The 12,640-nt window shown below is 43.8% G+C and carries 10 protein-coding genes; 9 read left to right on the top strand and 1 reads right to left on the bottom strand.

Going from position 1 to position 12,640, the window contains the following annotated elements:
• Positions 1 to 37: 37 nt before the first annotated feature.
• The 3 genes from AC0VZ9_RS16325 to AC0VZ9_RS16315 are packed head-to-tail and all read left to right on the top strand — an operon-like array spanning position 38 to position 3,352.
• The gene (locus tag AC0VZ9_RS16325) at positions 38 to 970 is read left to right on the top strand and encodes an ABC transporter ATP-binding protein (protein ID WP_475396474.1); all 933 of its coding nucleotides are present in this window, start codon (positions 38 to 40) and stop codon (positions 968 to 970) included.
• Between the two features lie 13 nt (positions 971 to 983).
• Positions 984 to 2,249, top strand: coding sequence for an ABC transporter permease (locus AC0VZ9_RS16320; protein ID WP_475396473.1), 1,266 nt, complete (start codon positions 984 to 986; stop codon positions 2,247 to 2,249).
• Positions 2,249 to 3,352 (top strand): ABC transporter permease, encoded by a 1,104-nt coding sequence (locus AC0VZ9_RS16315; protein ID WP_251267026.1) that lies wholly within the window; start codon positions 2,249 to 2,251, stop codon positions 3,350 to 3,352. Before AC0VZ9_RS16320 ends, AC0VZ9_RS16315 begins: the two co-directional genes overlap by 1 nt.
• A 273-nt stretch (positions 3,353 to 3,625) precedes the next feature.
• On the opposite strand, the gene AC0VZ9_RS16310 is transcribed toward AC0VZ9_RS16315, so the two are convergent.
• Positions 3,626 to 3,973 (bottom strand): hypothetical protein, encoded by a 348-nt coding sequence (locus AC0VZ9_RS16310; protein WP_192908810.1) that lies wholly within the window; start codon positions 3,971 to 3,973, stop codon positions 3,626 to 3,628.
• Positions 3,974 to 4,354: 381 nt separating this feature from the next.
• On the opposite strand from AC0VZ9_RS16310, the gene AC0VZ9_RS16305 reads away from it, so the two are divergent.
• The 6 genes from AC0VZ9_RS16305 to AC0VZ9_RS16280 all read left to right on the top strand — a co-directional run bounded on the left by AC0VZ9_RS16305 (position 4,355) and on the right by AC0VZ9_RS16280 (position 12,235).
• Positions 4,355 to 5,350, top strand: a complete 996-nt coding sequence (locus AC0VZ9_RS16305; RefSeq protein WP_009333893.1) for a thiamine pyrophosphate-dependent dehydrogenase E1 component subunit alpha — start codon at positions 4,355 to 4,357, stop codon at positions 5,348 to 5,350.
• A gap of 64 nt (positions 5,351 to 5,414) precedes the next feature.
• Entirely contained in the window at positions 5,415 to 6,443 is a 1,029-nt protein-coding gene (locus AC0VZ9_RS16300) for an alpha-ketoacid dehydrogenase subunit beta (RefSeq protein ID WP_475396472.1), read from the top strand.
• Positions 6,444 to 6,461: 18 nt separating this feature from the next.
• Positions 6,462 to 7,691 carry a dihydrolipoamide acetyltransferase family protein gene (locus tag AC0VZ9_RS16295; RefSeq protein ID WP_475396471.1) on the top strand — a complete coding sequence of 410 codons (1,230 nt, stop codon included), beginning with the start codon at positions 6,462 to 6,464 and terminating at the stop codon, positions 7,689 to 7,691.
• Positions 7,692 to 7,706: 15 nt separating this feature from the next.
• A complete protein-coding gene (gene lpdA / locus AC0VZ9_RS16290; RefSeq protein WP_475396470.1) occupies positions 7,707 to 9,086 on the top strand; it encodes a dihydrolipoyl dehydrogenase in 1,380 nt (459 codons plus the stop codon).
• Between the two features lie 14 nt (positions 9,087 to 9,100).
• On the top strand, positions 9,101 to 10,159 hold the full coding sequence (locus AC0VZ9_RS16285; RefSeq protein WP_019382247.1) for a 2,3-butanediol dehydrogenase: 1,059 nt from the start codon (positions 9,101 to 9,103) through the stop codon (positions 10,157 to 10,159).
• Between the two features lie 192 nt (positions 10,160 to 10,351).
• Entirely contained in the window at positions 10,352 to 12,235 is a 1,884-nt protein-coding gene (locus AC0VZ9_RS16280) for a sigma-54-dependent Fis family transcriptional regulator (RefSeq protein ID WP_475396469.1), read from the top strand.
• Positions 12,236 to 12,640: the final 405 nt, after the last annotated feature.

The following is a 12,640-nucleotide window of genomic DNA, read 5'->3' as shown; positions in this document are numbered from 1 at the left end:
TCCTAAACGTATCAACTAAATAAAGGAGTGTGGAACCATGCTCGAAACGGTAAAACTGACGAAAAGTTTTAAAGATAAAAAAGTGGTGGATGAAATCAACCTATACTTGCATACAGGCGAATCAGTCGGTCTGCTGGGACCAAACGGCGCAGGTAAATCAACAACAATTTCCATGATTGCATCCCTCATTAAACCGACTTCCGGAGATGTGAAGCTTGATGGGAAAAGCACGATTCAAAACCCTTCAGATCTTCGAAAAGTACTGGGGGTAGTACCGCAGGAAATTGCGCTATATGAGGAGCTATCAGCCTATGAAAATCTGAAGTTTTTCGGAAAAGCCTACCGGGTGGAGAAAGAGACCCTAGAAGTCCGAATTCAGGAAGTGCTGGACATGGTTGGCTTAAAGGATCGCCAAAAGGAGCTGATTAAAACCTTTTCCGGCGGAATGAAACGAAGAATCAACATCGCTGCTGCGCTGCTGCATAACCCGAAAATCCTTATACTCGATGAACCGACTGTCGGCATTGACCCCCAGTCACGAAACCATATATTAGAAAACGTTCGGGAATTAAATCAAACCCAAGGCACGACCGTCCTGTATACGAGCCATTACATGGAGGAAGTTGAGCAATTATGCAATCGGGTCTACATCATGGACCATGGAAAAATCATTGCTACTGGCAGCAAGGAAGAATTGCTGAGCATCTTATCCAGTGAAGATACCATCGGGGTTCAGCTCAGCAAGAGAAGTGAAGCATTCACGGACAAAATTAAAACACTCCCAGATGTCCTCCAAGTAGAACAAACGAGTGAGGGCCTTCGCATTCTGGCGAAAAAGAATCATCATCTTTTAAGCAGCCTTGTGCACGCTGCTGAAAAAGAAGGCATTCAAATTATGAACTATCAAGTAGAAATACCAAGCCTGGAGGACGTCTTCCTGCACCTGACAGGTAAAACATTGCGGGATTAAGGAGAGGTGAAAAATGGGCGCTTTTATTAAAAAAGATCTTCTCGTTTTCTGGAGAGACCGCAAAGAGATCCTAATGGCATTATTGCTCCCCATCCTGATCATTGTGATCTTGAATTTTGCCTTTTCAGGCCTTTTTAAGGATGAAAAAGCGATGCAAATAGATATTTCAGTGGTGCAGGAGGATGATGTGAAGAAGGGGAAGGAGCAATTTGCAGCTTCTGTGGAAGCGAAGGGGTTATCCTCCGAAGAAAAAAGTGTACTACTTGCAGAAGCAGATAAGCTAGATCCTGTTAAGCTTATTCATGATATTCTGAACAGCTCTGATTTGAAGGAATGGGTGACTGTAAAGGACTTAAGTGAACAGGAAGCAGCGGAACATGTGAAAAACGGGGAACTGGATGCGATTATTAAAATTCCAGAAGGGTTTACGTTTGAAACGTTATCCGGAGTTCTATTAGGGGAAACATCTCAAGGGTCCGTAACCATTTTAGCCGAGGAGGAATCGGCAGAGGTCAGCACCCTTCAAGAGGTCGTCCATACCTTTGTAAATACGGTAAATACGCAGTTTGCCCTTGGGAGTAAAGGAGTTCAGGCCACGGCAGAACCCATTTTGCCAAAGGGAGGCAAGGAAGTGGTTGAAGGGGATGATGGTGCGGATGCGTATACCATTTCCCAATATTTCGCAATTGCAATTGGTACCCTTTTTGCCTTATTTATGGCTCAAACGGTTTCGTTAAAAACGATGACAGAAAAGCGGGAGCAGGTGTTCAATCGGATCTTATTAACGAATAGCCATCCGCTGTCCTTCTTAATTGGGAAAACGGTATCCGCTTTTATTCTCTCCATTCTGCAAATCGCGATTACCCTGACGGTCGTTCAATTGGTGTTAAATGTATTTCCGGATAAAACATTCACATTTTGGGCGGGGTTAATGGTTGTCCTGATCGCATTTGCCTTAACGGTAGGGGGACTTTCCGCTTTATTTACGGCTCTAACACTCCATCTAAGCGACACCAACGCAGCAAGTGGTATATCTACCCTGGTCATTATGGGGTTTGGCGTTCTGGGCGGCAGCTTCTTTCCGCTGGAAGGACTTCCGGACCCGATTCAAAAAATCGGCGAATGGACACCGAATGGCCTGACACAGACAGCCCTTATTGAATGGGTTCAATACAGCCATTTCAATGACTTGCTATTCCCGATTATTTTTCTAATGGGTGTATTTATCATTTGTTTTGCCATCAGTGTGTCAATCTTTCCAAAAAGGGGGCGAAGCTGATGTATCCAGTGTTTTACGCTCAATTTCTAAAGGACAAACGAAAGCCGCTCCTAATCCTGACATTTATTGGCCTGAGCATCTTAGCTACCCTCATTTTCGGAAACTCTGCCTGGCAGACGAATACCACTGTTTCTGTGTTTGCCTCCGGGCCAAATGCCGAGGAGATTGAACAAAAATGGGTAAAGCTATTAAATAAGGATAATGAAAATACCGAATATGTTATATCGGAAGAAGGGGAAGCTCGTGAACAGGTTAGAGAGGGAAAAAGGGATGTTGCCATTCTATTAATGGAACAGGATTATCGCTTAATAACCGCATCTGATATGCCCAATATCCAGCTGATCGAGCAGGAGGTCCATAAAGTATTTATGGAGGAAGCACAGCTTCAGGCGATTGCAGGCTCTGCTGATACAGCTGAATTAAGAGAAGAAATCGATCGCTACCTGGAAAAACCGCCCCTGACCGTTAACACCCAAAGTGTGAATGGCGGAGAATTGACCAGCCATAATATGGGAACCCAGCTGCTGTTTGGCTTTACCCTGTTTATTGCCATGTTCACCATTGGATTTAAGGTTAATGGCATAAATGCGGATAAAGTCAGCGGGGTGTGGAACCGTCTGAACCTTTCGCCAGTAAGTAAAACCAATATGTATACCGGCCATTTGCTGTATAGCTTTTTCATTGGATTTTTTCAAATGGCCGCTGTTTTTCTGATATTCGAATATGTCATGAACTATGAAATAGGGCCGCTTTCCCTTATTCTGACGATTGCCGCCGTGTTTACATTTAGCAGTGTAAGCTTGGCTATGCTGGTTGCCGGCTTGACCAAAACGCCGGAAAAGTTCAACATGGTTTATCCATCTGTTATTCCGATTATCCCGATTATCAGCGGTGTGTATGTGCCGCCGGGTGTAATGGATAATCCGGTATTCACCTTTATTGCTGACCTTTTCCCTATGGGTTATGCACTAGAAGCGATGATGGATGCTGCTCTTTTTGATGCAGGCTGGAGTGATATTCTGCTGCCGGTTTCGTTTATGCTGCTGATTGCCGTTATCTATATGGGGATTGGGATTAATTTAGGGGAACGGGGCAGGAGGTAAGCATGGGCTGGGTTCTTTCGCTAACCCTTTAGCTCTCTTCCCTTATGAATAGAAATAAAAATAGACAAATCGGGACATTATCTCGTTTTGTCTATTTTTTGAACGTTTTTTTCACAGAATTGCCAGTATTATTGACTTCTTTTTTTGGCACGAATAAAGGAGATGAAATAAATTTTCCAAGTAGTCTGCATCTTAGCTTTCCCTTTGCACCAATTCATAACTTCAATGACAGAGTGGCCAGGTTTCAGGGAATCCAAGAGGATTACCGTTAAATTACGACAATTTCCAAGCAGGAATTAATGAGTGGAAGTTAAAAAAGTAACTCATTATGATGTGAATGACAGAATACAAAGCTAATGTTGTTATATAGGTAAGAAACCAAATAGGCAAAGGTTTTTTCATAAAAAGATAGAGCAGAAACATCCCAACAGGAAAAGGAATTAAAACAATTAACCAGATGGGGGCACCTAATGCCTCCGTAATGGATCCTAACGATACTACTGAAGTACCAATTATGAATGCTGCTAGAACAGAAATAGCATTCTTTGTAAGGATACTGCCGAAAAAATAAGACAATGAAGTAAGAGATACAGCTAGAATAAAACTTAAAAAATAGTTCATAGTAACCACCTTTGAATTTATTACTAAATTATACCAAAAACACCAAAGGTGAAATGTTTTATTTTAGTAAATATTTTAAGCAATTTCATTTATTTTTTTTCTCAGCTCTATAAGCAAAAATCAACTGTTAAAGCCAAAGAGAAATTAGAACTCGAAGCCATGATGGATGCTGCTCTCTTTGGTGCTGGCTGGCTTCTTCCGTCTGCAAAATAGAAATCCTTTTTAGTAGAAACATAAGTAGACAAATCGAGACACTGTCTCGTTTTGTCTATTTTTTTCGAGCAAAATTATACAAAATTGCTGAATTTAGCGGCTTACTATCTTGGCACGGTTCTTGCAATTAATTTAGTTGAAATCTATTTTTCCAAGGAGGCTGAAAGAATGAAAGCATTGGAAAGCAGTAAAGATGTAGCTTTATCAAAGGAGAAAGCCCAGTGGATGTATCAAAAAATGGTTGAGATCCGTCAGTTTGAGGATCGAGTTCATGAGCTGTTTGCAAAGGGAATCCTGCCGGGATTTGTTCATTTATACGCAGGTGAGGAAGCGGTCGCTGTTGGGGTTTGTGCGCATTTAAATGACAAGGACAGCATAACAAGCACCCATCGCGGACATGGGCACTGCATTGCGAAAGGCTGTGATTTGGATGGGATGATGGCTGAAATTTATGGAAAAGTCACAGGGCTATGTAAAGGAAAGGGAGGTTCCATGCATATTGCCGACTTTGATAAAGGCATGCTTGGAGCCAATGGAATTGTAGGTGGAGGATTTCCGCTCGCCTGTGGTTCAGCACTAACAGCCAAGTATAAAAAGACTGATAATGTAAGCGTTTGCTTCTTTGGTGACGGTGCCCAGAACCATGGGACTTTCCACGAGGGAATTAATCTGGCTGCGATCTGGAAGCTTCCTGTTGTTTTTGTTGCTGAAAATAATGGATATGCGGAAGCAACGCCATTTTCGTATGCATCGAGCTGTAAGTCCATTGTGGACCGGGCAATTGCCTACAATATTCCTGGCATCAAGGTGGATGGGAAGGATGTTCTGGCTGTTTACCAGGCTGCTGAAGAAGCTGTTCAGCGGGCAAGACGCGGGGAAGGTCCGACACTGATTGAATGTGTGACATACCGGAATTATGGCCATTTTGAGGGAGACGCCCAAACCTACAAAGCAGATCAGGAAAAAGCAGAGCACAAGCAGGATAAAGATGCCATTCTCCTCTTTAGAAATCATTTGTTGAATGAGCAGCTGCTTGCTGAAAGTGAAGTTGAGGCAATTGAAGAATCTGTTGAGGCAGCAGTGAATCAGGCTGTAAAGTTCAGCGAAGAAAGTCCATATCCGAATGCATCCGAGCTGTTAACGGACGTATATGTCTCTTATTAGTTATAAGAGTATACAAGACAATGTTTTGACTAAAGAACACTTTAAATAAAAGGAGGAGTCTTTCATGACAAGAAAGGTAAGTATGTCAGGGGCCATCAATGAGGCTATGAAACTGGCGATGCGCAAGGATGAGAATGTCATTCTAATGGGTGAGGATGTTGCCGGCGGAGCCCAGGTGGACCACTTGCAGGATGAAGATGCATGGGGCGGTGTGCTTGGGGTCACGAAAGGTCTTGTCCAGGAGTTTGGGCGGGAGCGGATTTTAGATACACCGATTACGGAAGCGGGATATATGGGAGCAGCGATGGCTGCTGCATCTACCGGACTGCGTCCCATTGCCGAATTAATGTTTAATGATTTTATCGGCAGCTGCTTGGACGAGGTTTTAAATCAGGGGGCAAAATTCCGTTACATGTTTGGCGGAAAGGCCCAGGTTCCGGTCACGATCAGAACGATGCATGGCGCCGGATTTAGAGCCGCTGCCCAGCATTCTCAAAGTTTATATGCACTATTTACTGCAATCCCTGGTGTGAAAGTGGTCGTTCCATCAACCCCATATGAAGCAAAGGGTTTATTGCTTGCTGCAATCGAAGATAATGACCCTGTCATCTTTTTTGAAGACAAGACCCTCTATAACATGACAGGTGATGTCCCGGAAGGCTATTATACGATTCCAATCGGCAAAGCAGATATTAAAAGGGAAGGTTCAGACGTGACGGTTGTAGCCATAGGGAAGCAGGTTCATACCGCATTGGAGGCTGCGGAACAGCTTTCTCAAAAAGGAATTGAAATTGAAGTTGTCGATCCGCGGAGCCTTTCGCCATTGGATGAAGAAGCGATTCTTTCATCAGTAGAAAAGACAAATAGACTCATTGTGATTGATGAAGCGAATCCTAGGTGCAGTATAGCGACAGATATAGCCGCACTGGTGGCTGACAAAGGATTCGATTACCTTGATGTACCAATCAAACGGATCACAGCTCCTCATACTCCCGTACCATTCTCTCCGCCGCTTGAGGATATTTATCTGCCAAAAGCAGAACGAGTGGTGAAAGTGGTATCGGAGTTATTAGGAACACCTCTTGAAGTGTAATGGGAAGGCGGGATAACCATGTCAGTAGAAGTTGTAATGCCAAAATTGGGAATGGCTATGAAGGAAGGAACGGTATCCATATGGAACAAGCAGGTCGGGGATCGGGTTGGAAAAGGAGAACCGATTGCAAGTGTCAGCTCGGAAAAAATTGAAATTGATGTAGAATCTCCAGCAGAAGGAACATTATTGGAAATTGCCGTTCCTGAAGGGGAAGGAGTCCCGCCGGGAGCTGTTATTTGTTATATCGGCCATCCTGGTGAAAAAATTGCTCCGGTGAGTGCCTCTGTACAAACTGAGGAGACTAAAGCAGCTGCCGAATCTCCAGTAAAAGAAACACCAGAGAAGAGCAAGCAGGTGAAAACCGGTGGAGACCGCGTAAAAATCTCTCCAGTAGCCAGAAAAATGGCAGAAGCGGGCGGCATCAATATTAGTGAAATCCAGGGCACAGGACCTGGAGGAAGAATTACAAAGGAAGATGTCCAGGAAGCTTTGAAACAATCCCGTGTGCAAAAGGCAGAAGAGAAGCAAATGGACAAACCCGCCTTGGAAACAGCTGAAAAGGCCCAGGAAATGAAGGTTTCTGGCATTCGAAAGGTTATTGCAGGCAGAATGCATGATAGCCTGCAGCAGACCGCACAGCTGACGATAAACATGAGGGTGGATGTGACGGAATTAATCTCATTGCAGAAGCAAACAGCCGAAACGGTACAAAACCGTTATGAGAATAAACTGACGGTGACTGACTTTATCGCTCGGGCAGTGGTGCTTTCGCTTCAGCAGCATCCGCAAATGAATAGTGCCTATATCGATGAAACAATCCATTTATTTAAGCATGTGCATCTTGGAATGGCAGTTGCTATTGATAAGGGCTTAGTTGTTCCAGTTATTCGCCATTCTGAAAAGTGTTCACTCGTTGAATTGTCAAGTAGCATTAAAACGTTGGCACAGAAGGCAAGAGTTGGGCAGCTGAGCAGCGAGGAGATGCAGGGATCTACCTTTACGATCAGTAATCTTGGCTCTTACGGTGTGGAACATTTTACCCCAATCTTAAATCCGCCGGAATCAGGGATCCTTGGGGTCGGAGCTGTCTATGATACGCCGGTTTTTAAGGGGGAAACAATAGAAAAAAGAAGCATCCTGCCTCTCAGTCTGACGTTTGACCACCGTGTCCTTGATGGAGCACCGGCAGCAGCGTTTTTACAAACAGTCAAACAGTTTTTGGAAGAGCCGGTTACGATGCTTTTATAGAAAGAAGGGAATGCTTTGGGATCGATCGCCATTATTGGAGGTGGACCTGCTGGATATGTAGCTGCCATTACGGCTGCCCAGCAGGGACAGGAAGTGACCATTATTGACCAAGGGCCTCTTGGAGGAACATGTTTAAATGAGGGCTGTATGCCTACAAAATCTCTGTTAGAAAGTGCTGAAGTGTACAGCCAGCTATATCATGCCAATAAGTTTGGGATTCGTCTGCCATCTGGGCTAATAGAAATTGATTGGAATGCGGTCCAGGATCGTAAAAACAGGATCGTTTCAACTCTTGTTCAAGGGATTCAATATTTAATGAAGAAAAATAAAGTGAAGGTAATTAAAGGAACGGCCTCTTTCAAGACAAGTCAGGTTCTGCAAGTTGTGAGCAATGGAAATCAGCAAGAAATGAAGGCCGATAACATAATCATAGCGGCAGGTTCCGAACCTGCCCCATTGCCCTTCGCCCCCTTTGATGGGGAATGGGTGATTCATAGCGGCCAGGCAATGTCGCTTCAGTCGATTCCATCCTCGCTGCTGATTGTCGGCGGTGGTGTAATAGGCTGTGAGTTTGCCAGTATTTTCAGCAGAATGGGCACAAAAGTGACCATTGTCGAGATGGAGGGTCAGCTCCTTCCAGGCGAAGATGAGGATATCGCTAGGGTCTTACATAAACAGCTTGAAGAAGACGGCGCAGCGATTTACACTTCTGCTACTCTCAAGTATTTGGAAGCAGCCCGGAAGAAAGCATTCATTGAAGACGATAAGGGACTCCATGAAATTCAGGCAGATCGGGTTCTCGTTTCCGTTGGCCGCAAGCCTAGAGTCAATCACTTGGGTTTAGAAGGTGTAGGGGTTGACTTTTCCCATCAGGGGATCCATGTTAATGACCATATGCAAACAAACATCCCTTCCATTTATGCATGCGGTGACATAGTCGGTGGAATACAGCTTGCCCATATGGCTTTCCATGAAGGAAAAGTGGCGGCTTTAAATGCCTGCGGGATGGATGCGGTGGTTCATGCCAGCGCTGTTCCCCGCTGTATTTACACATCACCTGAAATCGCAAGTGTTGGCTTAACAGAAAAGCAGGCGAGAGAAAAATATGGTGATATCAGAATGGGTGAGTTTCCATTCTCGGCAAATGGCAAGGCGCTAATCGCCAATGAACAGGCTGGAAAAGTAAAGGTTATGATCGATCCGGAATTCGGGGAAATCGTCGGAATTTCCATCGTGGGAGCTCATGCAACAGAGCTTATTGGGCAAGGAGCTGTCATGCTTCATGCAGAATTGACAGCAGACCTGATGGAAAATTTCATCGCCGCCCATCCAACCCTTTCTGAAGCCGTTCATGAAGCGCTGCTAAGTGCTGTTGGTCATGCTGTTCATGTATAAAAGGGGGGATTTGATTGAAAGCTGCTCTTTGGTATAACACAAAAGATATCCGTTTGGAAACAATTCCTGAGCCTTCTCTTGAAAAGGATCAGGTGAAAATAAAGGTTTCTTATTGTGGCATATGCGGGTCAGATTTGCACGAATATTTGGCCGGTCCCATTTTTATCCCAGTAGAAGAACCCCACCCCATATCGAAGGACAAGGCGCCGATTGTCATGGGTCATGAGTTTGCCGGGGTGGTCGCTGCCGTTGGGGAAGATGTAACTGGAATAGAAGTGGGGGACCGCGTGTGCGTAGAACCGATTTACAGCTGTGGAACATGCCGCTCTTGCCGTAAAGGACACTATAATGTTTGTGAACATTTAGGTTTTATCGGTCTTTCCGGCGGATTAGGCGGCTTTTCAGAATACAGTGTGGTGCCATCTAAGATGATTCATAAAATTCCGGACCATATGACATGGGAACAGGCAGCTCTAGTTGAGCCGGCAGCTGTTGCCGTTCACGCTGTCCGCCAAAGTGACATGAAGATTGGGGATTCAGTCGCTGTTATTGGAACAGGGCCAATCGGTTTGTTGGTTATTCAAGCAGCTAAGGCAGCGGGTGCAAGTAAAATCGTTGCAGTCGAGGTTTCCCCGGAACGAAGGGATTTTGCAAAACAGGCTGGAGCAGACCTTGTCATGGATCCTTTAGAAAGTGACCCCATTCAAGCCATAAAAGAATTTACTGATGGGCTTGGAGTTGATGTTGCATTTGAGGCAGCTGGCATCGAGGCTGCTATTCATACCGCAATTGAATCGACAAAACCGGAAGGGAATGTAGTGAATATCAGTATATGGGAAAAACCTGCCAGCATTCCGGTAAACCAATTTATTTTAACAGAGAGAAAGATGACTAGTATCATAGCTTATCGAAACATCTTCCCGCAAGTTATTCAATTGCTTGCAAATGGGCAAATGAAAGCAACAGAGTTCATCACAAAAAAAATTTCCCTTGATCAAATCGTTACTGAAGGGTTTGAAGCACTCACGAAAAATAAAAACCAAATTAAAATATTGGTAGATCCATCATTATAAGATCATTTCAGGCTTCGTGCTAATGCGCGAAGTTTATTTTTTTTGAATATTCATAATAAGGAACCGCTTTTTATTGAAAGCGGATACATAATTTAATATAATAAACTTGAAAAATGCCTATTAACACTCAGAGACTCATGTTCAAATGAAATAAATGTATGCCGGAAAATTTTTCTGAATAGAGGGGGCTCCATGGATACTACTTTTTATTTTGATACTTGGAAGCGATTTGTTCATGAAGGTGTTCTTGACCAATCACGATTAGACAAACGAATTTTGGAATCCTGGTACCGATGTAAAAAAGAAAGAGTAAACCCATATTTGAATAAAGGCATGCCTTTATTAACTGAAGAGGAATTACATAATAAGAAAGCTCAAAATTCACTGCTTATCGAAATGACTGACCCGTATTTAAAAAAGATGGAACCGATGATAAAAAGTTCTGGCATGATGGCATTATTGGTCGATCCTGATGGATATGTATTATCCCTATTAGGGAATGAAAAAACCTTAATGGATGCCAGCAGAATTAACTTTATGGAAGGCGTACGCTGGACTGAGGGCGCTGTCGGGACCAATGCAATCGGAACGGCATTGGCAACAAAAGAAGCAGTCATGATTCAGGGCCCTGAGCATTATTCTGTAGCTTCTCATCAATGGAGCTGCTCTGCCACTCCCATTATGGACGACCATGGAAGATTACTTGGAGTCATCGATGTTTCATGTCCCGTAGAGCAATCTCACCCTTTTATGATTGGCATGGTTACTTCCATTGCTTATGCGATTGAAAAAGAATTAATTAAGAGATCCCACAGAAAAGAAATCACCATGGTCCGGCAAGCTTCCCAATTAGCTGAGACCCATCACAGCCAGCTCTTCATCGTGTGTAATCAGCACAAACAAATCATATCCGCAAGTAAACCCATCCGTGAGAAAATACCGCAGGTCATTGGAATGAATCTGCAGGAATTACTGCATAACAGATACCGGATCAAGTCTGAAATGCCTTTCTATACAAAGGAAGACAACTGTATGAATGGAATCTGCCTTTTCCTGTCTGAAGTGAATGTGGCTCATCAAAAAGCTTGCTTCCTTCCCTCAAGACCAGCAGACTCCTTTGTATTTAAAGGGGAATGTGGAGTAAGTGAGATTTTCCAGAACACATTAAAGAAAGTGAAACTCGTTGCTCCAACAGATGCTACCGTATTTATCTCAGGGGAAACGGGTACAGGCAAAGAGTTGATTGCAAGGGCCATTCACGATAACAGCCCTCGCAAAAACGGCCCTTTTATCTCGTTGAATTGCGGCGCTATTCCTAAAGACCTGATGGAAAGTGAACTCTTTGGGTATGCAGAAGGGGCTTTTACCGGGGCAAAACGTCAAGGAAATAAAGGGAAATTTGAACAGGCTCAAAGGGGGACGATTTTTCTTGATGAAATTGGTGAAATTCCGCACACGATGCAGGTAGCTTTACTGCGTGTCCTTCAGGAAAGGAAAGTCACCCCTATTGGCGGAACCAAAGAAGTTTCTTTGGATGTCCGGATCATAACGGCGACACATCGTGACATTACAGACCTTGTAAAACGGAGAGAATTCCGTGAGGACCTCTATTACCGGTTAAATGTATATCCAATCGATGTTCCGCCCTTAAGAAATAGAAAAGAAGATATCCCGCATCTCATTAAGCATATTTGCCAAAAGAACAATTGGAGCATAGGCAGCATAGACATCCAAGATCTGATTACCAGATTAAGAGACTATGACTGGCCAGGAAACATAAGGGAATTAACCAATCTGATCGAACGGCTGCACATCATGCTCCCAGAACAACAGTCAGACTACACCATTTTAGAACAGCCTCCAGAGCTATTAAACTTGAATTATTCTTCCGCTTCAGCGAATCCGTTTGAAGAAGGCAAAGTGGAAGAAACAAGCTTAAACACACGTGAGAAAATCCAAAGGGATTTAATGCTGGACGCTTTAAAACGGACAAATGGAAATGTAACAGCAGCAGCAAAATTCCTTGGCATTCCACGAAGTACTTTTTATAAAAGGCTGAAGAAGTTTGGAATGTGATTATGAGAAACTAAGGACGGTTCTTTTGCTTTCAGGAAGAAAGCTAGGGAACCGTTTTTGACATGTATCTGTATGATGGAAGATTCCATTGGACTGCCCAAGAGGTGCAAAACTCTCGGTGTGTTTAAGAATTCACTCACCGTAGTAGGGCACCTTTATTATTTGCAGGATAGACACGGTCCCTTCTCTGTAAGGTCGAATCCAATCATTAACCTATTTAAAATGGTGAGACCCCACAGGCGCTGCGAGCCGAGGAGGCACACCGCCCCCGCCCCGCGGTTCGCTGAGCATCCTGGAGTGGAAATCAACCTCTTCTCACTCATTGTTTTTTAATCACAAAATCATAAAAAACAACAATCTTTTAGATAAAAAAGAGCTGCCGCTTATTCGAGTAGCTCTTTCGTA

The sequence above is a fragment of the Cytobacillus sp. QJM3NY_8 genome (assembly GCF_056173585.1).
The sequence above is the reverse complement of the archived record's forward strand: the minus strand, read 5'-3'. Positions and strand labels throughout refer to the sequence as shown.

Bases quoted from the DNA above. Each gene is read 5' to 3' on its own strand.
- AC0VZ9_RS16300 (WP_475396472.1), top strand. From the start codon at position 5,415: ATGACAAGAAAGGTAAGTATGTCAGGGGCCATCAATGAGGCTATGAAA.
- AC0VZ9_RS16325 (WP_475396474.1), top strand. From the start codon at position 38: ATGCTCGAAACGGTAAAACTGACGAAAAGTTTTAAAGATAAAAAAGTG.
- AC0VZ9_RS16310 (WP_192908810.1), bottom strand. From the start codon at position 3,973: ATGAACTATTTTTTAAGTTTTATTCTAGCTGTATCTCTTACTTCATTG.
- AC0VZ9_RS16295 (WP_475396471.1), top strand. From the start codon at position 6,462: ATGTCAGTAGAAGTTGTAATGCCAAAATTGGGAATGGCTATGAAGGAA.
- AC0VZ9_RS16315 (WP_251267026.1), top strand. From the start codon at position 2,249: ATGTATCCAGTGTTTTACGCTCAATTTCTAAAGGACAAACGAAAGCCG.
- AC0VZ9_RS16320 (WP_475396473.1), top strand. From the start codon at position 984: ATGGGCGCTTTTATTAAAAAAGATCTTCTCGTTTTCTGGAGAGACCGC.
- AC0VZ9_RS16280 (WP_475396469.1), top strand. From the start codon at position 10,352: ATGGATACTACTTTTTATTTTGATACTTGGAAGCGATTTGTTCATGAA.
- AC0VZ9_RS16305 (WP_009333893.1), top strand. From the start codon at position 4,355: ATGAAAGCATTGGAAAGCAGTAAAGATGTAGCTTTATCAAAGGAGAAA.